This window comes from Streptomyces roseochromogenus subsp. oscitans DS 12.976 (assembly GCF_000497445.1).
Lineage (GTDB): Bacteria > Actinomycetota > Actinomycetes > Streptomycetales > Streptomycetaceae > Streptomyces > Streptomyces oscitans.
Window position 1 is genome coordinate 7,857,409 of sequence record NZ_CM002285.1, and the last position, 22,685, is coordinate 7,880,093.

The following is a 22,685-nucleotide window of genomic DNA, read 5'->3' on the forward strand; positions in this document are numbered from 1 at the left end:
GCCCTGCGGGGACGTCTGCCCCGCCGCCGTCTGCTGCGGGGCCGCGCCGACCGCCGACGCCGCGGCCGGACCGGACGCCGGCTTCAGCGACAGCAGCAGTACGACACCGGACACGGTAGCGGCGGTGGCCAGCACGACCCGTCGAATGGGATGGCTCTTCCTCATCAGTCCGTAACTCTCCGTTGCTCCCGCTCACATCTCGAACGACTCGTGATGGATACGGCGGGCGGGGACCCCCGCACCCCGCAGCGCCTCGTACACCGACTGCGCGAACCCGGCCGGGCCGCACATGAAGACGTCGTGCCGGTCGATGTCCGGGATCTTCCGCTGGAGGTTCTCCGCGGAGATGTCCGGCCGCTCGCCCTCCGGGCTGTTCACCGCGTACATCAGCCGGGCGCCCCGCTCGTCGGCGATCTTCGCCAGCTCGTCCCACAGCGCCAGGTCCTGGGTGCTGTTGGCCCGGTAGAGCAGGGTGATGTCCCCGGCCGCGCCCGGCAGCGTCTCGAACAGCGCCCGCATCGGCGTGATGCCCACCCCGCCCGCGACCAGCAGCACCTTGCCCCGGCTGCGGCGCTGCGCGGTCATCGCGCCGTACGGGCCCTCGGCCCACACCCGGGTACCGGGCGTCAGCTCCCGCAGCCGGGCGCTGTGGTCGCCGATCGCCTTCACCGTGATCCGCAGCATGTCCGGGCGGGGCGCCGCCGACAGCGAGTACGGGTGCGAGCTGAACCGCATCCCGGGCGCGAGGAACCGCCAGCGGAAGAACTGGCCCGCCTCCGCGCCCATCCGGTGCAGCTTCCGCCCGCCGATCAGCACCGACACGATGCCCGGCGTCTCCTCGATCACCGCCTCCACCCGCATCCGGTGCTTGAGGTTCAGCCGGATCGGGGTGAGGATCCGGTACCAGATCACCAGCGCGGTGACCGCGCCGTACAGGCCGTACCAGAAGGTCTTGGCGGCCGGCTCGACCGCGAAGTCGTTGCCCGTGGTGATCTGGTGCCAGAACGTCAGGAACACCGCCGCGTACGTCATCAGATGCACGTGGTACCAGGTGTCGTACGGCATCCTGCGGCGGATCCCGCCGATCGAGGTCAGCCCGATCAGCACGAACAGGCCCGTGCCGATCGCCGCCTTGCCCACATCGGGCAGCTGGTCGATGGAGTCGATGGTCTGCTGGACGATGTCGCCGAGCGACTTGCCCGCCTGGAGCGCGTACCCCCACATGGTGAGGAAGACGTGAGCCACGATCAGGCAGAGCGTGTACCGGCCGCTCATCGCGTGCCAGCGGGCCACCCGGTCCGAGCCGACCCGCCGCTCCAGCGCCGGCACGCGTGCCATCTGGAGCACGACCAGCGCCATCAGATAGCCGGCCAGCAGGCCCGTGATCCGGCCCGCGTTGAGGATCTTGCCGTTGTCGTCGGCGATGGACGGTGTGTTGTGCCACCAGAGCCACAGCACGGCCGCCGCGCCCGCCCAGACGGCGAGCAGCAGCGGTACGGCCGGGCTGCGGCGCGGGCGGATGCGGCGCATCGTCTGTCGGCGGGCGGCACGTCCGCCTGCGAGCGTGGTGGTCACGGTTCCTCCGTGGGACTCGGCCCTTGGCCCACAGATACGTCCCGCGTGCGCTGAGTGTTCAGAGGCCCGCCTCACAGTCCCGCCGAGTCCAGCGCGGACTGCAGGGACTGCCGGTACCCGGTGCTGGTGTACGTGGCGCCCGACACCATGTCGACGTCCGCGCTCTGCGCCGCCAGCGCCTCGCGCCGCAGCTGGGGGAGCGCGTAGCTGTTGATCTCCTGGTCGCGCGGGTTGTCCTGCGGATACTGCACGGCCGTGACGTCCGTGAGCCTGCCGCTCTTGATCGTCACCCGCACCTGGACCGGGCCCCAGCGGGTCTGGACGGTGTCGCCGGTGACGGACTTGGAGACGCCCTTCGATCCGGAGGCGGAGCCGCTCGATCCGCTCGACGGGGCCGAACTGCTCGACACAGAAGGCGACTTGGTGCCGGCCGTGGCCAGCGCGGGGCTCGTGTGCGGCTTCAGCGACAGCAGCAGCACCATGCCGGAGACGGTCGCGGCACTCGCCAGCACGATGCGGCGCAGGGGACGGTTCTTCTTCAACGCGTGCACGTGTGAGGCCTCACAACTCGAACGACTCGTGGTGGATACGGCGGTCCGGCACCCCGGCCGCCCGCAGTGCCTCGTACATGTCCCCGGCGAAACCGTGCGGCCCGCACAGGTAGACGTCGTGGCCGGCGAGGCCGGGGAAGGTCGCGCGCAGCGACTGAGCCGAGATGTCCGGGCGCTCCCCGCCGGGCCCGTTCAGCGCGTACAGCACCTGCGCGCCGCGCCACCGGGCGATCGCCTCCAGCTCCTGGCCGAGCGCCAGGTCCTCGGCCCGGCGCGCCCGGTACAGCAGCGTGACCTCGCCGGGCAGCGTCTCGAACAGCGCCCGCAGCGGGGTGACACCGACGCCGGCCGCGATGAGCAGCGAGCGGTGCGCGGTGGCCCGGTCGGCCGTCAGCGAGCCGTACGGGCCCTCCGCCCACACCCGGGTGCCGGGCCTGAGCAGCGCCACGGCCGCACTGTGGTCGCCCAGCGCCTTGACGGTGATCCGCAGCCGGTCCGGGCGCGGCGGCGCCGACAGCGAGTACGGCGTCGACGTCCAGCCCATCCCCTCGCCGAGGAACCGCCAGCGGAAGAACTGCCCCGGCCGCGCGCCCAGCTCCTCCAGGTGCCGCCCGTGTACGACGACCGAGTACACCCCCGGCGCCTCCTGGTGCACCGACTCCACGCGCAGCCGGTGGCGCCGGTTGAGGCGGACCGGGGCGAGGACCCGGAACCACAGCACCAGGGCCGCGACCCCCAGATACAGCGTGTACCAGACGGCGGTCGCCACCGGCTTGCCGTTGAACTCGTCGCCCAGCGTCAGCTGGTGGAAGAAGGCCAGGAAGACGGCCGCGTAGGTCAGCAGGTGGACGTAGTACCAGAACTCGTGGCTCGTACGGCGCCGTACCGCGCGCATGGACGTGATGCCGACCGCGAAGAGGAGCACCGTGCCGGCGGTGGCCTTGAGCATGTCCGGGTAGTCCAGGACGACGGTTGCGGTCTCGTGCCAGAGCGAGGCCCGGTCCTGGGCGGCGTACCCGGTGAGGATCAGCACGATGTGCGCGACGAGGAGGCAGACCGTGTACCGGCCGGCCATCGCGTGCCAGCGCGCCACCCGGTCCGAGCCGATCCGGGTCTCCAGCAGCGGCACCCGCGCCATCAGGGCGACCAGCACCGCACAGGCGTACCCGCACAGCAGCCCGGCGATCCGCCCGGCGCCGGTCAGCAGGCCGGCCGTACCGGCCACGGACCCGGTGTCCGCCCACCAGAGCGCGAGGACGGCCGCCGCCCCGGCCCACAGCACGGCCAGCACGGGCCCGGCCGGGGAGCGCCGTCCGGTCACGGGCACGGGCGGCGCCGCCCGTCTCGTCTCCACGGTGGTCATCGGTCGCCGTCCCTTCGTCCGTCGTGCCAGGCCACTGTGCGGGGCGAAGTTCTGAGCCACCTCTGAAAAGCCCCGCTGCCCGGCTGCCCCGCGAGCGGACACAGCGGGAATGCGCAGCCGGCGCCGGGGGGACCGGTGAGCGCACTCACAGAAAACTCAGAGCGGAGGCGGTACGTCCCACCCGTCCGCCTGGGTGATGCTGGTAAGCGCGATGAACACCACCCGTGCCGGCCGCCCGGCCCTCACCCGACCCGACGGCACCCCGCTGCGCGTCCTGGTCGTCGATGACGACCCGGACCTCGCGGAAGTGCTCACCGGCGCCCTGCGCTACGAGGGCTGGGAGGTGCGAGCGGCAGGCGACGGCGCCTCGGCCGTGGCCGGCGCGCGCGAGCTGCTGCCCGACGCCGTCGTCCTGGACGTGATGCTCCCGGACACCGACGGCTTCGCCGTGCTGCGCCGGCTGCACGAGGTGAAGCCGGACGTCTGTGTGCTCTTCCTCACGGCCCGGGACGCGGTCGAGGACCGGATCGCGGGCATCACGGCGGGCGGCGACGACTATGTCACCAAGCCCTTCAGCCTGGAGGAGGTCGTGGCCCGGCTGCGCGGTCTGCTGCGCCGGGCGGGCATGACCCGGCATCTGGAGGAGGGGCCACGGCTGACTGTGGGCGACCTGGCGATGGACGAGGAGGCCCGCGAGGTCACCCGGGCCGGTGACCTGATCGAACTCTCCCCCACGGAGTTCGAGCTCCTCCGCTTCCTGATGCGCAACCCGCGCCGCGTGCTCAGCAAGGCGCAGATCCTCGACCGGGTCTGGTCCTACGACTTCGGCGGCCGGGCCCATGTGGTCGAGCTGTACATCTCCTACCTGCGCAAGAAGATAGACGCGGGCCGCGAGCCCATGATCCACACGGTGCGCGGGTCGGGCTACGTCCTGAAGCCGGTGACCAGGTGACGTTCCTACGGCGGCTGCCCCGCCCTCGCACCCTGCGCGCCCGGCTCATCGCCGGTCTGGTCGTGCTCCTCGCGATCAGCTGTGCCGCGGTCGGCGTGGCGGCCGTCGTCGAGCTGAACGGCTTTCTCACCCGCCGGCTCGACCAGCAGCTCCAGCAGGCCGGTCCGGCCTTTCCGCAGAGCCTGGAGCACGGCACCTACAAGCCGTCGGACTATGACGGCGACGAGCACGGCGACACCCGCCGCCAGGCCGCCGAGACGTTCGGCGCCCGCCTGCTGGGCGGCCAGGTCACCAGCGCGGCCGTGGTGCCAGCCAGCGACATTCAGGACCCCGGCATCACCCTGACCGCCACCGACCGCGCGGCCCTGGCCGGGCTTCCGGTGGACGGCGCGGGCCACACCGTGCGCCTGTCGAACCTGCGCGACTACCGGCTGATGGCGTGGCGCGGCAGGGACGGCGACGTACTGATCACGGGGCTGCCGACGGAGCCGGTACGGGCCGCCGTGCAACGCCTCGAACTGGTCGCGGTGGTCGTCTTCGGCTTGGCCCTGACCGTCGCCGGTGTGGCCGGGGCGCTGTGGGTGCGCTGGTCGCTGCGCCCGCTGAGCCGCGTCGCCGCCACCGCCACCCGGGTCAGCGAGCTGCCACTGGCCAGCGGCGAGGTGGTGCTGCCGCCGCGCGCTCCGGACGCCGACCCGGGCGGCGAGGTCGGCCGGGTGGCGGCCGCCTTCAACCGCATGCTGGGCCATGTCGAGGACGCCCTGACCAAACGCCACGCCAGCGAGGAGCGGCTGCGCCGCTTCGCCGCCGACGCGAGCCACGAGCTGCGCACCCCGGTCGCCTCCGTGCGCGGTCACGCCGAGCTGGCCCTGCTCCACCCGGGCCCGGTGCCGCCGGAGGTGACCCGCGCCCTGGAACGCATCACGGCCGAGTCCGCCCGCATGGGCGAGATGGTCGACGACCTGCTCCTGCTGGCCCGCCTCGACGCCGGCCGCCCCTTGGAGCGGCACCCCGTCGACCTGACCCACCTGGTGCTGGACGCGGTCACCGACGCCCGCGCCACCGGCCCCGACCACGGCTGGACGCTGGACCTGCCCGAGGACCCGGTGACGGTGCCGGGTGACGCCCATCGACTCCAACAGGTGTTGGCCAACCTGTTGGCCAACGCGCGTTTGCACACGCCCGTTGGCACCAAGGTGACGGTGACCCTGGAAGCTGGCACCGACTCGGTCCTCCTCTCCGTCCACGACGACGGCCCCGGTGTCCCCGAAGAGGTCCGGCCCACCGTCTTCGAACGCTTCACCCGAGCCGACCATCGCCGCCCCACCGGCACCTCGGGCTCCGGTGCGGGCCTGGGCCTGTCGATCGTGGCGGCGGTGACGGAGGCGCACGGGGGGAGCGTGGGCCTGGAGAGCAGACCGGGGACCACGACATTCAGGGTCACTTTGCCGACTTGAGGGGGCAGCACATCAATACCGGGTAAGGGCTGTGGCCCCGTCAACCGTCCCGATGGCAATGTGCGGGGACTTCTGCGGCTTGGCCCAGGAGAGAATCCGCCGCATCGCATCCTCCGGCACCGACACACAACCAGCCGTCGCCCCCCGCCCGTTGACATGCAGAAAGATCCCGGCGCCGAGCCCCCGAACGGGCTCGTCGTAGTTGAACCCGATGACAAGACCGTAGGCATACTGAGCGGTGTAAGAGATCAGATGCTCGGACTCGGACGCCCGGCAGTCGTCCGGCAGCGGTTCGGCCCACCGGTTGTACGACTGTGACGCGATGTCCTCGCACCACCACGAACTGTCCTTCACCGCAAGGTACTTGACGCTCGTTCCGCTCGGCGCCGCCTTGATCCCGAAGCCGAAGGGAAGGCCGTACAGCCCGGTCGGTGTCGTGTTCGTCCCCTGCTTCCGCGTGGCCCCCTCGACCAGCCCGTTCGCCCCGAACCGCGCCGGTGCGCCACCGGCCCGCACCCACCGTCCGTCCCGCAGGTCCCACCAGGTGAGGGTCCCCGACGTGGCGTCGGTGCGCGGCGCCTGAGCGGTGATCAGCTGGGTGCCGCCGCCGGTGTCCGCCATCCGCGCGGGCAGCGGCACGGTCCCGGGGTCCGGTGCGAGACCGAGCAGGGCGAGCGAGGACGCGGACACGAGGGCGAGCACGACACCGGGGCGCATGGCTCAGACGGTAGACGGGGGAAGCGGCAACGGCAGCCCGGGTAGTCCGTCCAGGCTCGTCGCGATGTGCTCCTTCTTCGCGAAGTAGGCGCTCAGCGAGGCGTCGTCCTCACGCGCGAACCGCTTGCCGTGCAGCTCACGATCGCTCTCGTAGGCCATGTAGGGGACGGCGTACCCACAGCTGTCCCGGATCAGCTCCGCGTGTACGACGATGACCGCGCGCAGGCCGTGCACGCTCGGGTCGATGTCCGGGAAGTGAGCGAGCAGCTCCGTGAAGCGCGGGTCGTCCCGGAAGACGGGCTCGCCCCGGCCGTGCACGCGCACGATGTTCGGCGGGCCCTGAAAGGCGCACCACATCAGGGTGATCCGCCCGTTCTCCCTGAGGTGGGCGATGGTCTCGGCGTTGGACCCGGCGAAGTCCAGGTAGGCCACGGTCAGTTCGTCGAGTATGACGAAGGAGCCCTGGAGGCCCTTGGGGGAGAGATTGACCGTGCCGTCGCCGGACAGCGGCGCGGTCGCGGTGAAGAAGAGGGGTTGCTCCTCGATGAACGTCCGGAGCCTGCCGTCGATGCGTTCGTAGCTCTTTCCCATGTCCACCGAGTATCGACGCGATTCTTTCGGCTGTCTAAGGAATTCGCACACCGGCCCACCATCCGGACGCCCCGATCCGGACCCGTCCATCCGTCCGCCCGCATCCGGACTCACCGAGGCCGCCCCGGCCGGCGCTGGTCGGGGCGGCCACGACTGCCTGCTACCTCACTGAGTGAGCGTGCAGGCGGCAAGGGTGTCCAGGCCGGTGGGCTTGGTGGTGGTGCGGCCGATGGCGATGGTGATGCGGTCGATGGTGGAGACGCGCTTGTCCTTGAGGGGTCCGAGGATGGCGTTGTTGACGAAGTTGGGTCCGCCTTGGCCAACGGTGGTGTGCAAACGCTTGTTGGCTTCTTGGATCTGGGTCTGGAGGAGGACGAGGTTGCGGTCGACCTCGGCCTTGGCGGTGGCGGGCACGACGGGGAGCTTGGAGGCCACGTCGGGGCAGCTGATCGTGCCGGGGCTCGCCAGGGTGCGGGCCTGGGCGGCGCCGTCGCTCCCGGCGGGGGTGCCGGCGAGTGCTGAGCCGGCGATCACCGCGCCGGACAGCACCACGGCGGCAGCGCCGCCGACGACCGCCACGCGGCGCTTGTCGTACTTCGGAAGAGCCCTGGACATACGGAAGCCTCACTCGGGTTCGGGTCGACGTCTGAGCAACGCGGCGCCTGCGTGCAGAGGGAAGTACGAGAAAGCGGTTTCAGCCGTTCACTCCAGTCGCTGATTGACGAATCATGCAGAGTTCTGCATACTCATGCATGACAGCAAGTGCAGTGTGAGGAGAAACCCGTGACCGAGCGCGTCGTACTCGCCTATTCGGGCGGTCTGGACACCTCCGTCGCCATCGGCTGGATCGCCGAGGAGACGGGCGCCGAGGTCATCGCCGTCGCGGTGGACGTAGGCCAGGGCGGCGAGGACCTGGACGTCATCCGCAAGCGCGCCCTCGCCTGCGGTGCCGTCGAGGCCGAGGTCGCCGACGCCAAGGACGAGTTCGCCGACGAGTACTGCCTCCCGGCGATCAAGGCGAACGCCCTCTACATGGACCGCTACCCGCTGGTCTCGGCCCTGTCCCGGCCCGCGATCGTCAAGCACCTCGTCGCCGCCGCCAAGAAGCACGGCGCCACGACCGTCGCCCACGGCTGCACCGGCAAGGGCAACGACCAGGTCCGTTTCGAGGCCGGTATCGTCGCCCTCGCCCCCGGCCTGCAGTGCATCGCCCCGGTCCGCGACTACGCGATGACCCGGGACAAGGCGATCGCCTTCTGCGAGGCCAAGCAGCTCCCGATCGCCACCACCAAGAAGTCCCCGTACTCCATCGACCAGAACGTCTTCGGACGCGCCGTCGAGACGGGCTTCCTGGAGGACATCTGGAACGCCCCGATCGAGGACATCTACGACTACACCGCCGACCCGGCCGTCCCGCGCGAGCCCGACGAGGTGATCATCACCTTCAAGGAGGGCGTCCCGGTCGCGATCGACGGCAGGCCCGTCACCGTCCTGCAGGCCATCCAGCAGCTCAACGAGCGCGCCGGCGCCCAGGGCATCGGCCGGATCGACATGGTCGAGGACCGGCTCGTCGGCATCAAGTCCCGCGAGGTGTACGAGGCCCCGGGCGCGATCGCCCTGATCACCGCCCACCAGGAGCTGGAGAACGTCACCGTCGAGCGCGAACTCGCCCGCTACAAGCGGCAGGTCGAGCAGCGCTGGGGCGAACTCGTCTACGACGGCCAGTGGTTCTCCCCGCTCAAGCGCGCCCTGGAGGGCTTCATCAACGAGGCCAACCAGCACGTGACCGGCGACATCCGGATGACCCTGCACGGCGGCCGCGCCGTCGTCACCGGCCGGCGCTCCGAGTCGTCCCTGTACGACTTCAACCTCGCCACCTACGACACCGGCGACACCTTCGACCAGTCGGCCGCCAAGGGATTCATCGACATCTACAGCCTGTCGTCGAAGATCGCCGCCCGGCGGGACCTGGCCTGAGTACGGTTCGTCCATCCACCCTCATCTCTAGGAGCAGCGCAAGTGAGCAGCAGCAGCGGTGACGTACGGCTCTGGGGCGGCCGTTTCGCCGACGGTCCCGCCGAGGCCCTGGCGAAGCTGTCGGCGTCCGTCCACTTCGACTGGCGCCTCGCGCCGTACGACATCGCCGGCTCGCGTGCCCACGCGCGCGTGCTGCACAAGGCGGGCCTGCTCACCGAGGACGAGCTGACCCGCATGATCGCCGGGCTCGACCGGCTGGAGGCCGATGTCGCCGACGGCTCCTTCGTGGGCACGATCGCCGACGAGGACGTGCACACCGCCCTGGAACGCGGCCTGCTGGAGCGCCTCGGTCCCGACCTCGGCGGCAAACTGCGCGCCGGCCGGTCGAGGAACGACCAGGTGGCGACCCTCTTCCGGATGTACCTGAGGGACCACGCCCGTACGATCGGCGGCCTGATCGCCGACCTCCAGGACGCCCTGATCGGCCTCGCCGAGGCCCACCCGGACGTCGCGATGCCCGGCCGCACCCACCTCCAGCACGCCCAGCCGGTGCTCTTCGCCCACCACGTCCTCGCCCATGTGCAGTCCCTGTCCCGGGACGCCGAGCGCCTGCGCCAGTGGGACGACCGCACGGCGGTGTCGCCGTACGGCTCCGGCGCCCTCGCCGGCTCCTCCCTGGGCCTGGACCCGGAGGCCGTGGCGCAGGACCTCGGCTTCGAGCACGGCAGCGTCGGCAACTCCATCGACGGCACGGCCTCCCGTGACTTCGTCGCCGAGTTCGCCTTCATCACCGCGATGATCGGGATCAACCTCTCCCGTATCGCCGAGGAGATCATCATCTGGAACACGAAGGAGTTCTCCTTCGTGACCCTGCACGACGCGTTCTCCACGGGCTCGTCGATCATGCCGCAGAAGAAGAACCCGGACATCGCGGAGCTGGCGCGCGGCAAGAGCGGCCGCCTGATCGGCAACCTGACGGGTCTGATGGCGACGCTGAAGGCCCTGCCCCTCGCCTACAACCGCGACCTCCAGGAGGACAAGGAGCCGGTCTTCGACTCCTGCGACCAGCTGGAGGTGCTGCTGCCGGCCTTCACCGGCATGATCGCCACCCTCACGGTCAACCGCGAGCGCATGGAGGAACTGGCCCCGGCCGGCTTCTCGCTCGCCACCGACATCGCCGAGTGGCTGGTCAAGCAGGGCGTGCCGTTCCGGGTCGCGCACGAGGTCGCGGGGGAGTGCGTGAAGGTCGCCGAGGCCGAGGGCAAGGAACTGGACGAGCTGACGGACGAGCAGTTCGCGAAGATCTCCGCGCATCTCACTCCGGAGGTGCGTACGGTCCTCAACGTGCCGGGCGCTCTCGCCTCCCGCAACGGACGGGGCGGCACGGCACCGAGCGCGGTCGCCGTGCAGCTGGCGGAGGTCAAGGCGGACGTGGCGGCGCAGCACGATTGGGCGGAAGCCAAGAAGAGCTGAGCGACAGCGCCCCTTCGGGGGCTCGGGGCTGTATCGACATGCGGCTCCGCCGCGTGGGCGCGCGCAACCACGAGGCACCCGCACTCGCCGATGCGCGGCAAGTCCCGAGCCCTGACGCGCCCGGCTCACCAGCGGAGCGGCATCGCCGGGTTACGTTGGTCGAGAGCCGTACCGGACCCGACCGAACGGAGCCCGCGATGCCCTTCGCCCGCCTCGCGACAGCAACCACGCCGACTTGCCACATCGGCCTCGGCCTGGCCGCAGTAGGTCGCCCCGGCTACATCAACCTCGGCCGTGAGGAAGACCTCGGAGAGAACCGCAGTGTCGACGCGATGCGCAGCCGAACCCACGAACTCCTCGACGCCGCCTACGCCCAAGGCATCCGCTACCTCGACGTAGCCCGCTCCTACGGCCGCTCCGAGGAGTTCCTCGCCGACTGGCTGAACACCCGCCCCGACATCGACGACGTGGTCATCGGCAGCAAATGGGGCTACACCTACACCGCCGGCTGGTCGGCGGACGCCGAGACGCACGAGGTCAAGGACCACAGCCTCGCCGCGTACGAGCGCCAGCGCGCCGAGACCGACGCCCTCCTCGGCGACCGGCTCGACCTCTACCAGATCCACTCGGTGACCCCGGACAGCCAGGCCCTCACCGACAAGGACCTGCACGCCAAGCTCGCCGAGGCCGCCGCCCAGGGCCTGACCATCGGCTTCTCGACCAGCGGCCCCGCCCAGGCCGACGCCGTCCGCGCCGCCCTCGCGATCACGGTCGGCGGCGAGCCCCTCTTCCGTACCGTCCAGTCGACGTACAACGCCCTGGAGACCTCGGCGGAACCCGCGCTCGCCGAGGCGCACGACGCCGGGCTCACGGTGATCGTCAAGGAGGGCCTGGCCAACGGCCGGCTCGCCGCACCGCACGCCCCGGAGGCGCTCAAGGCCGTAGCCGAGGAGGCCGGCCTCGGCTGCGACGCGGTGGCCCTCGCCTGGATCCTGCGCCGGCCCTGGGCCGGAGTCGTCCTCTCCGGCGCCGCGACCGTCCCCCAGCTCTTCTCCAACCTGCACGCCCCCGCCGTAGACCTCGACGCGGACCAGCTGACCCGCCTCGCCACGCTCGCCGAGGACCCGCGCGCCTACTGGGAGCGGCGCGGACAGCTGCCCTGGCACTGACCCCACGGCCACGCCGACCACCCGAGATCACCCGGGCCGACCAGCAGATATGAGCCACGCATGCCCGCTGTGAGACAAATGTGTCTCACATGGTCTATCCTCGTCTCATGGCCTTTGATCGTGACCAGGTGCTGCGCAGCGCGGCCGCCCTGCTGACCCGTAAATCCACCGCGACCATGGACGAGGTCGCCAAGGCCGCCGGGATCAGCCGGGCCACGCTGCACCGCCACTTCGCCGGGCGCGACACGCTCGTCCGGGCGCTGGAGGCGCTCGGCATCGAGGAGTGCGAGGCGGCCGTGGACCGGGCCCGGCTGGACGAGGGGCCCGCGAGCGAGGTGGTACGCAGGCTGGTGCGCGAGATCCAGCCCGCGGCCGGACTGCTCGCCTTTCTGTACGGCGAGAGCCAACTGTGGGAGGGCGAGCGGCAGAACGACGGATGGCTGCGCCTGGACACTCGGATCGGAGCGGTGTTCCAGCGCGGCCAGCAGGCGGGCGAGTTCCGTATCGACCTCACCCCGGTCTGGCTCACCGAGGCGCTGTACGGCCTGATCGCCTCCTGCGCCTGGGCCACCCTGGACGGCCGTGTGGCCGCCAGGGACTTCCCGACGATGGTCGCCGAGCTGCTGCTCGGCGGCGCTCTACGAAGAGAGGAATCATGACCAGCACCCTGCAGCCGGCCGCGACGACGGAGGCGGTGACGCGACCGGGCCGCTGGCTCGCGCTCTCCGTCCTCGTCCTGGCCGTGCTGCTGGTGGCCGTCGACGCCACCGTCCTCGGCCTGGCGACCCCCTACATCAGCGAAGACCTGGGCCCCTCCGGCACCCAGCTGCTGTGGATCGGCGACGTCTACTCCTTCGTCATCGCCGGTCTGCTGGTCTCCATGGGCAGCCTCGGCGACCGCATCGGCCGCAAGCGGATCCTGCTCGGCGGTGCCACGGCGTTCGGTGCGATATCCGTGCTCAACGCCTATGCCACGACACCGGAGTTGATGATCCTGGCGCGGGCGCTGCTCGGTGTCGCGGGCGCGACCCTGATGCCCGCCACTCTCGCCCTGATCCGCAACCTCTTCCACGACCCGCGCGAGCGCAGCCTCGCCGTCGGCATCTGGGGCGCGACCGCCTCCGCCGGTACGGCCGTCGGCCCGATCGCGGGCGGCTTCCTGCTCGAACACTTCTGGTGGGGCTCGGTCTTCCTCATCAACCTGCCGGTGATGGCGGTCCTGGTCCTCGTCGGCATCCGCACGCTGCCCGAGTCCCGCAACCCGAACCCCGGTCCCTGGGACCTGATCAGCGTCGTCCTGTCGCTGGTCGGCATGATCGGCGTCGTGTACGCGGTCAAGGAGGCGGCCACGCACGGCGTCACCGGTCCCACGCTCGCCGCAGGCCTGCTGGGCGCGGCCGCGCTCTACGGCTTCGTGCACCGTCAGCTCACCATGCCGGCCCCGCTGCTGGACATGCGGCTGTTCAGGCGCCGCGGCTTCAGCGGGGCGGTCCTCGCCGACCTGCTGACCGTGCTCGGCTTGTCGGGCCTGGTGTTCTTCCTCTCCCAGTACCTGCAACTCGTCATGGGCAGGCGCCCGTTCGAGGCGGGCCTCGCCGAACTTCCGGCCGCCGTCGGCGCGGTGGTGTCCGGCCTGATCGCGGGCCGCGCCGCCCGCCGCTTCTCGGTACGGGCCGTGGTCTCCGGCGGCCTCGCAGCGGTGGGCCTCGCCCTGGCCGCTCTGACCACGTTGGGCGCGTCGACGGGCTACCCGGTCCTCGGCGCGGCACTGCTGGTCGTCGGCATCGGCGCCGGCTTCTCCTTCACCGTGACGGCCGACGTCATCCTGTCCAGCGTGCCCAAGGAACAGGCGGGCGCCGCCTCGGCGGTCTCCGAGACGGCGTACGAACTGGGCGCGGCCCTGGGCATCGCCCTGCTGGGCTCGATCGTGACGGGCGTCTACCGCGACTTCACCGGCCCGGCAGGAACACCGGCGACGGCTCATGAATCACTGGGTGCGGCAGCGGAGGCGGCAACGAAAATGCCCCCGCACACGGCCCAGCAGATGCTGGAAGCGGCCCGCGAATCCTTCGTCCACGGCCTCCACCTGGCCTCGGGCGCAGGAGCGGCGGTCCTCCTGGCGACGGCCGTGGCGGCCTGGTTCTTGCTGAAGGGCCAGAAACTGGAAAGCGCCGGGTGAGTTTCCCTACCCGGGGGCGCGGGGCTGCATCCGATATGCGGCTCCGCCGCGTGGGCGCGAAAAGCGACCACCAACCCGCGCCCGAAAACCGGCCGAACTGCCAGCGGCGCTAGGCGGCCTTGGCCTTCGTGGCGTACATATCCACGTACTCCTGCCCCGACAGCCGCATGACCTCAGCCATCACCGAGTCGGTCACAGCCCGCAGCACATACCGGTCCCGATCCATCCCCTCGTACCGAGAGAACTCCATCGCCTCACCAAAACGAACCGTCACCTTGCCCGGCCGCGGAATCCCGGCTCCCCCCGGCTGCAGCTTGTCCGTGCCGATCATGGCGAAGGGGACGACCGGCGCACCGGTCATCAGCGTCAGCCGCGCGATACCGGTGCGCCCGCGGTACAGCCGCCCGTCGGGTGACCGCGTGCCCTCGGGGTAGATCCCGAAGATCTTCCCCTCCTCCAGGATCCGCCGCCCGGTCATCAGCGCGGCCACACCGCCGCTCGCGCCGTCCCGGTCCACCGGGATCATGCCGACGCCGGTGAAGAACCAGGCCATCAGCCGGCCCTTGAAGCCCTTCCCGGTGACGTACTCGTCCTTGCCGATGAAGTACACCTGCCGCTTGGTGACGAGCGGCAGCACGATCGAGTCGATGAACGTGAGGTGATTGCCCGCCAGAATGACCGGCCCGTCCCCCGGAATGTGCTCCACGCCCTCCACCTGTGGGCGGAACATCAGGCGCATGATCGGTCCGAGCACTGCCTTGATGAGCGCGAAGCGGGACAACGGGTCCTCCGATGTCGAGGGAATCGATATGAGTCTGTGCAGGTGAGGACATTACTCGCGGCCCTGGGCCGGGCGCACATCGGGTACGGCCGGTTCACCGAGGTCTTACGAAGAGTTGACGCGGGTTTACCTGCGGTGACGGCTCGGAGTCGGGTTGTGACCGCCCTGCAACATGTGACGGAGATCGCGCGCAGCCCACACACCGCCGCCGACGCCGCGCACAGCCCGTCTCCGGCACGACAGCCGGCGGCACCCTCGTGTTCCGGCCCAGGACTCTCACCCGTCACGTCAACGCCCCTACGATCGGCCCGGACTGAAGTACGAATGGGCAGGAGGCGCTGATGGGCAGCGACCAGGCGGACAAGAAGACGCAGGGCACCGGGCGACGGGCGATCCTCGGTGCGGCGGTGTTCGGCGCGGCGAGCGGAGCGGTCCTCGGGCTGCCGGGCGTGGCCGGCGCCGCGGAGGCCGGTACGGCCGCTGCGGCCGGGCAGGGCGGCCGGGGGCTGAAGAGCCTGCCGAAGCCGGCGATCATCGGTCACCGTGGCGCCAGCGGCTACCGCCCGGAGCACACCTTCGGCTCGTACAACCTGGCCCTGGACCTGGGAGCCGACGTGGTCGAGGCCGGCGACCTGGTGCCAACCAAGGACGGCCATCTCGTCTGCCGGCACGAGCCGGAGATCGGCGGTACCACGGACGTCGCCTCGCACCCGGAGTTCGCCGACCGCAAGACCACCAAGATGCTGGACGGGGTCGCGACCACCGGCTGGTTCACCGAGGACTTCACGCTTGCCGAACTGAAGACGCTGCGCGCGGTAGAGCGCATTCCGGCCAACCGTCCGCACAACACCCTCTACAACGGGCGCTGGGAGATACCCACGTTCGAAGAGGTTCTGAAGTGGCAGGACGAGCAGACCCGCAAGCGCGGCAAGCAGGTGTGGATCTACCCCGAGACCAAGCACCCCACGTACTTCCGCAAGCTCGGCCTCGGCCTGGAGGAGCGGGTCGCGAAGCTGCTGCGCAAATACGGCAAGGACGGCCGGAACGCGCCGGTCATCCTGCAGTCCTTCGAGCCCAGCAGCATCCAGAAGCTGAACCAGCTGGTCGACAACCCGCTCGTCGTGCTCCTCTCCGCGGCGGACAGCCGCCCCTACGACTTCGTGGAGGCGGGTGACCCGCGCACGGTCGCCGACCTGATCACCCCCAAGGGCCTCAGGGAGATCGCCGGCTACGCCCAGGGCATCGGCCCGACGCTGGACCTGATCATCCCGAAGGACGCGAACGGCAACCTCACCAAGCCGACCACGCTGGTCGCCGACGCGCACAAGGTGGGCCTGATCCTCACCCCGTACACCATGCGCAACGAGAACCCCTTCCTGCCGGCCGACTACCGCAAGGGCACCGCGGCCGACGGCTACGGCGACCCCTTCGGCGCGTTCAAGACGTACTTCGCGACCGGCATCGACGCCGTCTTCACCGACAACGCCGACACCGGCGTGCTCGCCCGCGCCGACTTCCTGGCGGGCTGACCCCGGCGTCCCCCTGCCGTCTGAGGCACCGTCGGCTTCGTTGCCGGCGGACGCCGTCAACGAGTGGCCGCGTCGGCACCTCGTTCGGGCTGACTGTGCGCCGCCCCGGAAACCTGATCCCGGGGCGGCGCGTCGTTCCGCATATGACGCACGACTTGGTAGCCGCTCTGCACCCGCTGCTCACCGCTGAGGCCTCGGCCGAGGCATATGCCGCCGGGAGCGAGCCGGGCGACCTGGAGCAGGCTGTCTGGCTCCGCCTGCTGGAGCGTCTGGAGACCGACGGACCGCCGCCGGACCCACAGGGCTGGCTGCGCAAGGCCGTCCGCGCCGAGGCCCGCCGCAGCCGCCGTACCACCCGTCGCGAACGTCCCTACGGCGCCGAGCCTGTCGCCGACGCCCGCACCGACCCCGAGCAGTGTGTCCTCGCGGCCGCCCGGTACCGCGCACTGCGCGAAGCGGTACGCCGTCTGCCCGGCCGCTGCCCCCGGCTCATCGAGGCCCTGCTCTCCCCGAAGGACCTGACATACCGGGAGATCGCGGGGGAGTTGGGTATCTCACAGGGCAGTCTTGGCCCGGAACGCTCCAGATGTCTGGGATGTCTACGGCGTTTGCTCACACCGGAGGTTGCGGCGCGCGAAGTGCGGGGATAGGAGTGAGAACGACAGGTGATCAGGTGAGCGGGAGGCGTGCGCACATGGGCATGAGCGTGACCATCTCGGTGGCGACCGAACAGGACGCGGAGCAGATCTTCAGGCTCCAGTACCTGTGCTTCCAGAGCGAGGCGGCGCTGTACGGCAACTACCGCATCGACCCGCTCGTCCAGACTCTGGACTCCGTCCGCCAGGAGGTCGCCTCCGACTGTGTCTTCGTCGCCCGGCTCGGCGAAGAGGTGGTCGGCTCCGTGCGCGGCAAGGTCACCGAGGACGGCGCGGCCGCCATCGGCAAGCTCTGCGTCCACCCTCGCCTGCAGGGCCACGGCATCGGCGCGAGGCTGCTGCGCGCGGCCGAGGCGGCGCTGGCCGAGGAGCGCGGCGCCAAGAGGTTCCGCCTCTTCACCGGCCACCGCAGCGAGGGCAACCTCCGCCTCTACCGCCGCTCGGGCTACGAGACGGTGGGCAGGTCCCAGGGCGCCGATGGAGTGGAGCTGATCGTCCTCGAAAAGCAGGCGGGGACGTACGCGGCTACGGCTTGACGGTGTTCTGTGCCTTCCGCAGCCAGTACATCGCGGAGACCGGCAGCAGCACCGGAATGAAGATGTACCCCGCTCCGTAGTACGACCAGACGGTCGCGTCCGGGAACGCCGAGCGGTCGACGAGGGTCCAGGTACCGACGATCAGGACACCCGCGAGCTCGGCGGCGCAGCACACCAGCGCCGCCCTGCGGGCCGTTTCCCCACCCCGGATCAGCGTGTACGTGATGAACCCGTACACCACCCCGGCGACAGCCGACAGCGCGTAGGCCAGCGGCGCCCGGTGGAAGTCCGTGCTGATCTGGTACGCCGAACGCGACACCGCGCCGACCACCATCACGCCGTAGAACCACACGAGCAGCATGCCCGGCCCGCTGATCAACCGGGTCGGCTTCTCCTCCACCGCCGTCACCTCAGCCTCCCCAGATGTCATAGAGCCGCACCTCCAGCACGGCCAGCACCACACCGCCGGCGGCGACCGTCACCGAGCCCCACTTGGTCCGCTCGGCCAGTGACATGAACCCCGCCGCCGGAACACACGCGAACGCGCCCAGCAGATACGCCACGAAGATCGTCGTGCCCTGCTCCGGCTTCTCGCCCCGCGCCAGCTGCACGATCCCGACCACCAGCTGGACCACGGCCAGCAGCGACACCACGGCCATGGCGATGAAGTGCCAGTCCTTGGTCGGCTGGTCCCGATAGGCGGCCCAGCCGCACCAGGCGGCGAGCAACAGCGCGGCGACCCCGGTCACCAGCGTCAGGGCATTGAGCATGCGGTGACCTTATTACGGCCGAAACGGACCCCGGCCGCCGACCCCGCCGTACACCGTGGGGTCTGGACCATGACGATCCCTACATCACCCGCGGCAAGCCCGACCCCGAGCCCTGTCTGCTCGCCGCCCGGCAGCTCCTCGTCGACCCGGCTCACAGGCGGGCCGCGCCGCCGGAATGACCACCGTGGCGTTGACCACAACCCACCGCGTGGAGGAGCTCGACGCCGATCTCGTGGCGAGGGACCTGTCGGCCTTGTCGGCACTGGTCACCGAGCGGGGCATGGAGATCTCCGTCCGCCGCTGAGGCCCCGCCGGGCTGTCCGCCGCCGTCCACTATCCGGACAGTTGCGACCGGTCAGGACCGTACGTCTGCTTTACTGATCGCATGACCACGACGAGCTGCCGCACCCTTGCGACCGAGGCGACCATGACGCCCGGTGCTCGTTGTATGTGTCGTTCGATGTGTCGAATGTGCGCCTTCTAGAGGGCCCCGTACCAGCTGAGCCTCGCGCCCCGAAGCGAGAGCCGTGGCATGTCCGTGCGCCGCAGTCCGTACGAGACGCACATCCACTTCCCATGCCTGAACCGCATGCACCCGTGCCCGGGCACACCCACGCCCGCGCACTCGACAGTGACGGAAATCCTGTGATCACCACCTCGGGCCTGACCAAGGTCTACCGCTCCCGCGGCCGTGACGTCACCGCCCTGGACGGCGTCGATCTCCATGTCCGCGAAGGCGAGGTCTACGGCGTCATCGGCCAGTCCGGCGCCGGCAAGTCCTCCCTCATCCGCTGCGTCAACCTGCTGGAGCGCCCCACCTCCGGCACCGTGACCGTCGCCGGCCAGGACCTCACCGCCCTCGCCGGGCGCGGCCCGCGCGCCGGCAAGGAACTGCGCCAGGCGCGCAGCCGGATCGGCATGGTCTTCCAGCACTTCAACCTGCTGTCCTCGCGCACCGTCCTGGACAACGTCGAGCTGCCGCTGGAAATCCTCGGCAAGTCCGGCAAGGAGCGCTCCCGCAAGGCGCTCGAACTCCTCGACCTGGTCGGTCTCGCCGACAGGGCGGGGGCCTACCCCGCCCAGCTCTCCGGCGGCCAGAAGCAGCGTGTCGGCATCGCCCGCGCCCTCGCCGGCGACCCCAAGGTGCTGCTCTCCGACGAGGCCACCAGCGCCCTGGACCCCGAGACCACCCGCTCCATCCTCCAGCTGCTGCGCGACCTGAACCGGCAGCTGGGCCTGACCGTCCTGCTCATCACGCACGAGATGGACGTCGTGAAGTCGGTCTGCGACTCCGCGGCCCTCATGGAGAAGGGCCGGATCGTGGAGTCCGGCACGGTCAGCGAACTGCTGGCCACCCCGGGCTCCGAGCTGGCCGCCGCGCTGTTCCCGGTCAGCGGTGAGCGCACGGGCGACGACCGGACCGTCCTGGACGTCACCTTCCACGGCGAGGCCGCGACCCAGCCGGTCGTCTCCCAGCTCGCGCGCACCTACAACATCGACATCTCGATCCTCGGCGCCGCCATCGACACCGTCGGCGGCCTGCAGATCGGCCGTATGCGCATCGAACTGCCCGGCCGCTACGAGGACAACGTGGTGCCGATCGGGTTCCTGCGCGAACAGGGGCTCCAGATCGACGTGGTGGGCCAGGAGGCTCTGCTGGTGAAGGAAGGTGCCAAGTGACCTGGTCCGAGATGCAGCCGCTGCTGTCGCAGGCGTGTTCCGAGACGCTCTCGATGGTGTTGTGGTCCACCCTGATCGCCGTCGCCGTCGGCCTTCCGCTCGGCATCCTCCTCGTCCTCACGGACCGGGGCGGCCTGCTGCAGAACGTCGTCGCCAACAAGGTGATCGGCCAGATCGTGAACATAGGCCGGTCCATGCCGTTCATCATCCTGATGGTCGCGCTGATGACCTTCACCCGCTGGGTCACCGGGACCACGATCGGTACGACCGCCGCGATCGTGCCGCTCGCCATCGGCGGCATCCCGTTCTTCGCCCGCCTGGTCGAGACGGCCGTCCGCGAAGTGGACCACGGTCTTGTCGAGGCCGTGCAGTCCATGGGCGGCAACACCTGGACGATCGTCCGCAAGGTCCTCGTCCCCGAGGCGCTGCCCTCGCTGATCGCCAGCACTACCACCACGATCATCGCGCTCATCGGCTACTCCGCCATGGCCGGCACGGTCGGCGGCGGCGGCCTCGGTGACCTCGCCGTCCGCTACGGCTACCAGCGCTTCGAGACCGAGCTGATGTGGATCACCGTCGCGATCCTCGCTGTCGTGATCTCCCTGATCCAGTTCGCCGGCGACTTCGCGGCCCGCTCGCTGTACAGCCGTGGCGGCCGCTCCGGCCCCGGGCCGAAACTCCGCCTGCTGAAGGCGAAGGAGCCCGCCGCGGCCGATGTCGGCAAGGCCGCGTAAGCCGCGGCCCTTTTGAGACTCCCCGTTCGCCCACCCGTCACCCGACCACCACCCCTCAACGACGGCGCTTCGCGCCGGCAGCCCCTGATTCGGGGTCGCACCACCCTTAAGGAAAGGCACTTTTCGTGCGTAACACCGCCAAGCTCACCACCGCCGTCCTCGCCGCCGGAGCCCTCACCTTCGGGCTGACCGCCTGCGGCTCCGGCAAGTCCTCCTCTTCCTCCGCCGACTACAGCGGCCCGCTGGTCGTCGCCGCGAGCCCGACCCCGCACGCCGAGATCCTGAACTTCGTCAAGAAGAACCTGGCGAAGAAGGCGGGCCTCGACCTGGAGGTCAAGGAGTTCACGGACTACATCACGCCGAACACGGCGACCGAGGACGGCTCGGTGGACGCCAACTACTTCCAGAACCAGCCGTACCTCGACGACTTCAACAACAAGCGCGGCACCCACATCGTGCCCGTCGTCACGGTGCACCTGGAGCCGCTCGGCCTGTACTCCCACAAGGTCAAGAAGGCCGACGCCCTGAAGAGCGGTGCGACCATCGCCGTCCCGAACGACGCCGTCAACGAGGCCCGCGCCCTGAAGCTGCTCGCGGCCAACGGGCTCATCACCCTCAAGGACGGCGTCGGCAACGAGGCCACCCCGCAGGACATCACCAAGAACCCCAAGCACCTCCAGTTCAAGGAGGTCGAGGCGGCGCAGACCCCGCGCTCCCTGGACGACGTGGACGCCGCCGTCGTGAACGGCAACTACGCCATCTCCGCCGGTCTGAAGCCCGCCAAGGACGCGCTCCTCCTCGAGTCCGCCAAGAACAACCCGTACGCGAACTTCCTGGCGGTCAAGAAGGGCAACGAGAAGGACCCGCGGGTCAAGAAGCTCGCCAAGCTCCTCACCTCGCCCGAGGTCAAGAAGTTCATCGAGGACAAGTACCAGGGCTCGGTCATCCCCTCCTTCTGAGACCGTCCGTCCTGCCCCTGACCGACAGCTGACAGCACGTATACGGCGTTTCGCCACGCACGGGGTCCACTCCCTCACCGGGTGTGGACCCCGTCGTGCGGTTCGGTGGTTTCATGCTGCATGCTGGGCAGTTCAGCAGGCCCTGACGGTATTTCCGAAGGTTACGGAGCGGCGCATGACTAGCACCTTCCCCAACATCTCCATCAGCACGGAGCGGTTGGTGCTGCGTCCCCTCGACGAGGACGACGCGCCCGCCCTGGCCGAGATGATGAACGACGAGCAGGTCGGCACCTGGACCGGCGTCCCGCAGCCCTACACCGAGGACCAGGCCCGCCGCTGGATCACCCAGGACGCCCCCGCCGAGCGCATCGCGGGCCGCGGCCTCGACCTCGCCGTGGACGAGTTCCTCACCCAGCGCCTGGTCGGCATCGTCCAGCTCGCCAAGACCAACTGGCGGGTACGCTCCACCGAGATGTCGTACATCATCGCCCCCTGGGCCCGCGGTGAGGGCTATGCCTCGGAGGCCGCGCTCGCCACCGCCCACTGGCTCTTCGGCGACCGGAAGTTCGAGCGCGTCGAGCTGCGCACCGCCGCGGACAACACCGCCTCCCAGCAGGTCGCCCAGAAGATCGGCTGCGTCAGCGAGGGCGTTCTGCGCAACGCCTGCATAGTCCGCCATCGAGCCGAGGACGGCACCTGGACCGATGTGCGCTCCGACTACATCGTGTGGAGCCTCCTGCCGGAGGACCTGGAGGGCGCCGACGAGCAGCTCGCCGACACCGGCGGCTTCACCTCGTACTCGGAGTACTCGGACTGGAACTGAGCCCCTGAGCCTCACCGGGTACGCTCAGGGCACCCGGATACGGGCCTATACCCCTGACGACCTGCGAAGACCTGGAGAGAAACGACGATGGCCGACCGGGTCACGGTGATCGGCTGGGACGGCTCGCCGCTGACAGGCGCGGCACGCGCAGCCCTCGGCGCCGCCACGCTCGTGGCCGGCGCGGCCCACCACCTGGCGCTGCCCGAGGTCCCG

22 protein-coding genes and 4 pseudogenes are annotated in these 22,685 nt (G+C 70.3%); 16 read left to right on the top strand and 10 right to left on the bottom strand.

Going from position 1 to position 22,685, the window contains the following annotated elements; genetic code table 11:
* The 4 genes and pseudogenes from M878_RS000000100440 to M878_RS83635 form a co-directional block, all read right to left on the bottom strand.
* Nucleotides 1-165: pseudogene (locus M878_RS000000100440) on the bottom strand (FMN-binding protein); the annotation flags it as partial.
* A 27-nt stretch (nt 166-192) separates the two neighbouring features.
* Complete coding sequence (locus M878_RS83625) at nt 193-1,575, bottom strand: ferredoxin reductase family protein (protein WP_023552011.1); 1,383 nt, start codon at nt 1,573-1,575, stop codon at nt 193-195.
* A gap of 71 nt (nt 1,576-1,646) precedes the next feature.
* A complete protein-coding gene (locus M878_RS83630; protein WP_023552012.1) occupies nt 1,647-2,126 on the bottom strand; it encodes an FMN-binding protein in 480 nt (159 codons plus the stop codon).
* Nucleotides 2,127-2,136: 10 nt separating this feature from the next.
* Nucleotides 2,137-3,489, bottom strand: a complete 1,353-nt coding sequence (locus M878_RS83635) for a ferredoxin reductase family protein (RefSeq protein ID WP_023552013.1) — start codon at nt 3,487-3,489, stop codon at nt 2,137-2,139.
* A gap of 211 nt (nt 3,490-3,700) precedes the next feature.
* On the opposite strand from M878_RS83635, the gene M878_RS83640 reads away from it, so the two are divergent.
* Together M878_RS83640 and M878_RS83645 are read left to right on the top strand one after the other, a co-directional pair.
* The gene (locus M878_RS83640; protein WP_031226670.1) at nt 3,701-4,441 is read left to right on the top strand and encodes a response regulator transcription factor; all 741 of its coding nucleotides are present in this window, start codon (nt 3,701-3,703) and stop codon (nt 4,439-4,441) included.
* Nucleotides 4,438-5,898: a sensor histidine kinase gene (locus M878_RS83645; RefSeq protein ID WP_023552015.1), complete on the top strand. Its 1,461-nt coding sequence runs from the start codon at nt 4,438-4,440 to the stop codon at nt 5,896-5,898. The genes M878_RS83640 and M878_RS83645 overlap by 4 nt, the downstream gene beginning before the upstream one ends.
* 12 nt (nt 5,899-5,910) lie before the next feature.
* Here M878_RS83645 and M878_RS83650 read toward each other — a convergent pair whose 3' ends face one another.
* The 3 genes and pseudogenes from M878_RS83650 to M878_RS83660 all read right to left on the bottom strand — a co-directional run.
* Nucleotides 5,911-6,615, bottom strand: coding sequence for a L,D-transpeptidase family protein (locus tag M878_RS83650; protein WP_023552016.1), 705 nt, complete (start codon nt 6,613-6,615; stop codon nt 5,911-5,913).
* Between the two features lie 3 nt (nt 6,616-6,618).
* Nucleotides 6,619-7,206: a pyridoxamine 5'-phosphate oxidase family protein gene (locus M878_RS83655; protein WP_031226671.1), complete on the bottom strand. Its 588-nt coding sequence runs from the start codon at nt 7,204-7,206 to the stop codon at nt 6,619-6,621.
* Between the two features lie 174 nt (nt 7,207-7,380).
* Nucleotides 7,381-7,821 (bottom strand): annotated as a pseudogene (locus M878_RS83660) (hypothetical protein); the annotation flags it as partial.
* 168 nt (nt 7,822-7,989) lie between these two features.
* Here M878_RS83660 and M878_RS83665 point away from each other — a divergent pair.
* The 5 genes from M878_RS83665 (at nt 7,990) to M878_RS83685 (ending at nt 14,004) form a co-directional block, all read left to right on the top strand.
* The gene (locus M878_RS83665) at nt 7,990-9,183 is read left to right on the top strand and encodes an argininosuccinate synthase (RefSeq protein WP_023552019.1); all 1,194 of its coding nucleotides are present in this window, start codon (nt 7,990-7,992) and stop codon (nt 9,181-9,183) included.
* A 42-nt stretch (nt 9,184-9,225) separates the two neighbouring features.
* Complete coding sequence (gene argH, locus M878_RS83670; RefSeq protein ID WP_023552020.1) at nt 9,226-10,656, top strand: argininosuccinate lyase; 1,431 nt, start codon at nt 9,226-9,228, stop codon at nt 10,654-10,656.
* A gap of 197 nt (nt 10,657-10,853) precedes the next feature.
* The gene (locus tag M878_RS83675) at nt 10,854-11,825 is read left to right on the top strand and encodes an aldo/keto reductase (RefSeq protein ID WP_023552021.1); all 972 of its coding nucleotides are present in this window, start codon (nt 10,854-10,856) and stop codon (nt 11,823-11,825) included.
* A gap of 107 nt (nt 11,826-11,932) precedes the next feature.
* On the top strand, nt 11,933-12,484 hold the full coding sequence (locus tag M878_RS83680; protein WP_031226672.1) for a TetR/AcrR family transcriptional regulator: 552 nt from the start codon (nt 11,933-11,935) through the stop codon (nt 12,482-12,484).
* Nucleotides 12,481-14,004, top strand: a complete 1,524-nt coding sequence (locus tag M878_RS83685) for an MFS transporter (protein ID WP_023552023.1) — start codon at nt 12,481-12,483, stop codon at nt 14,002-14,004. The genes M878_RS83680 and M878_RS83685 overlap by 4 nt, the downstream gene beginning before the upstream one ends.
* 109 nt (nt 14,005-14,113) lie before the next feature.
* Here the strand turns inward: M878_RS83685 and M878_RS83690 are convergent, their stop codons facing one another.
* A complete protein-coding gene (locus tag M878_RS83690; protein WP_023552024.1) occupies nt 14,114-14,785 on the bottom strand; it encodes a lysophospholipid acyltransferase family protein in 672 nt (223 codons plus the stop codon).
* Between the two features lie 341 nt (nt 14,786-15,126).
* Here M878_RS83690 and M878_RS83695 point away from each other — a divergent pair, with 341 nt between their 5' ends.
* From M878_RS83695 to M878_RS83705, 3 genes are all read left to right on the top strand, one after another.
* Nucleotides 15,127-16,314 carry a glycerophosphodiester phosphodiesterase gene (locus M878_RS83695; protein WP_023552025.1) on the top strand — a complete coding sequence of 396 codons (1,188 nt, stop codon included), beginning with the start codon at nt 15,127-15,129 and terminating at the stop codon, nt 16,312-16,314.
* 143 nt (nt 16,315-16,457) lie between these two features.
* On the top strand, nt 16,458-16,964 hold the full coding sequence (locus tag M878_RS83700; RefSeq protein WP_023552026.1) for an RNA polymerase sigma factor: 507 nt from the start codon (nt 16,458-16,460) through the stop codon (nt 16,962-16,964).
* Between the two features lie 44 nt (nt 16,965-17,008).
* Nucleotides 17,009-17,506 (top strand): GNAT family N-acetyltransferase, encoded by a 498-nt coding sequence (locus tag M878_RS83705; protein WP_023552027.1) that lies wholly within the window; start codon nt 17,009-17,011, stop codon nt 17,504-17,506.
* Here M878_RS83705 and M878_RS83710 read toward each other — a convergent pair.
* The gene (locus M878_RS83710; protein ID WP_209445580.1) at nt 17,496-17,936 is read right to left on the bottom strand and encodes a hypothetical protein; all 441 of its coding nucleotides are present in this window, start codon (nt 17,934-17,936) and stop codon (nt 17,496-17,498) included. The genes M878_RS83705 and M878_RS83710 overlap by 11 nt on opposite strands.
* On the bottom strand, nt 17,917-18,276 hold the full coding sequence (locus tag M878_RS83715; RefSeq protein ID WP_023552029.1) for a hypothetical protein: 360 nt from the start codon (nt 18,274-18,276) through the stop codon (nt 17,917-17,919). Before M878_RS83715 ends, M878_RS83710 begins: the two co-directional genes overlap by 20 nt.
* 83 nt (nt 18,277-18,359) lie before the next feature.
* Between M878_RS83715 and M878_RS95215 the strand changes: the two are divergent.
* The 6 genes and pseudogenes from M878_RS95215 to M878_RS000000100445 form a co-directional block, all read left to right on the top strand.
* Nucleotides 18,360-18,580, top strand: a pseudogene (locus tag M878_RS95215) (HAD family hydrolase); the annotation flags it as partial.
* 341 nt (nt 18,581-18,921) lie between these two features.
* Nucleotides 18,922-19,956, top strand: a complete 1,035-nt coding sequence (locus M878_RS83720; RefSeq protein WP_023552031.1) for a methionine ABC transporter ATP-binding protein — start codon at nt 18,922-18,924, stop codon at nt 19,954-19,956.
* Nucleotides 19,953-20,690 carry a methionine ABC transporter permease gene (locus M878_RS83725; RefSeq protein ID WP_023552032.1) on the top strand — a complete coding sequence of 246 codons (738 nt, stop codon included), beginning with the start codon at nt 19,953-19,955 and terminating at the stop codon, nt 20,688-20,690. Before M878_RS83720 ends, M878_RS83725 begins: the two co-directional genes overlap by 4 nt.
* Before the next feature lie 125 nt (nt 20,691-20,815).
* Entirely contained in the window at nt 20,816-21,649 is an 834-nt protein-coding gene (locus M878_RS83730) for a MetQ/NlpA family ABC transporter substrate-binding protein (RefSeq protein WP_023552033.1), read from the top strand.
* Between the two features lie 175 nt (nt 21,650-21,824).
* Complete coding sequence (locus tag M878_RS83735) at nt 21,825-22,472, top strand: GNAT family N-acetyltransferase (RefSeq protein ID WP_023552034.1); 648 nt, start codon at nt 21,825-21,827, stop codon at nt 22,470-22,472.
* 87 nt (nt 22,473-22,559) lie between these two features.
* Nucleotides 22,560-22,685 (top strand): annotated as a pseudogene (locus tag M878_RS000000100445) (precorrin-6y C5,15-methyltransferase (decarboxylating) subunit CbiE); the annotation flags it as partial.

Bases quoted from the DNA above. Each gene is read 5' to 3' on its own strand.
- M878_RS83680 (WP_031226672.1), top strand. From the start codon at position 11,933: ATGGCCTTTGATCGTGACCAGGTGCTGCGCAGCGCGGCCGCCCTGCTG.
- M878_RS83695 (WP_023552025.1), top strand. From the start codon at position 15,127: ATGGGCAGCGACCAGGCGGACAAGAAGACGCAGGGCACCGGGCGACGG.
- M878_RS83640 (WP_031226670.1), top strand. From the start codon at position 3,701: ATGAACACCACCCGTGCCGGCCGCCCGGCCCTCACCCGACCCGACGGC.
- M878_RS83655 (WP_031226671.1), bottom strand. From the start codon at position 7,206: ATGGGAAAGAGCTACGAACGCATCGACGGCAGGCTCCGGACGTTCATC.
- M878_RS83700 (WP_023552026.1), top strand. From the start codon at position 16,458: ATGACGCACGACTTGGTAGCCGCTCTGCACCCGCTGCTCACCGCTGAG.
- M878_RS83710 (WP_209445580.1), bottom strand. From the start codon at position 17,936: ATGACATCTGGGGAGGCTGAGGTGACGGCGGTGGAGGAGAAGCCGACC.
- M878_RS83675 (WP_023552021.1), top strand. From the start codon at position 10,854: ATGCCCTTCGCCCGCCTCGCGACAGCAACCACGCCGACTTGCCACATC.
- M878_RS83685 (WP_023552023.1), top strand. From the start codon at position 12,481: ATGACCAGCACCCTGCAGCCGGCCGCGACGACGGAGGCGGTGACGCGA.
- M878_RS83635 (WP_023552013.1), bottom strand. From the start codon at position 3,489: ATGACCACCGTGGAGACGAGACGGGCGGCGCCGCCCGTGCCCGTGACC.
- M878_RS83735 (WP_023552034.1), top strand. From the start codon at position 21,825: ATGACTAGCACCTTCCCCAACATCTCCATCAGCACGGAGCGGTTGGTG.
- M878_RS83650 (WP_023552016.1), bottom strand. From the start codon at position 6,615: ATGCGCCCCGGTGTCGTGCTCGCCCTCGTGTCCGCGTCCTCGCTCGCC.
- M878_RS83715 (WP_023552029.1), bottom strand. From the start codon at position 18,276: ATGCTCAATGCCCTGACGCTGGTGACCGGGGTCGCCGCGCTGTTGCTC.
- M878_RS83705 (WP_023552027.1), top strand. From the start codon at position 17,009: ATGGGCATGAGCGTGACCATCTCGGTGGCGACCGAACAGGACGCGGAG.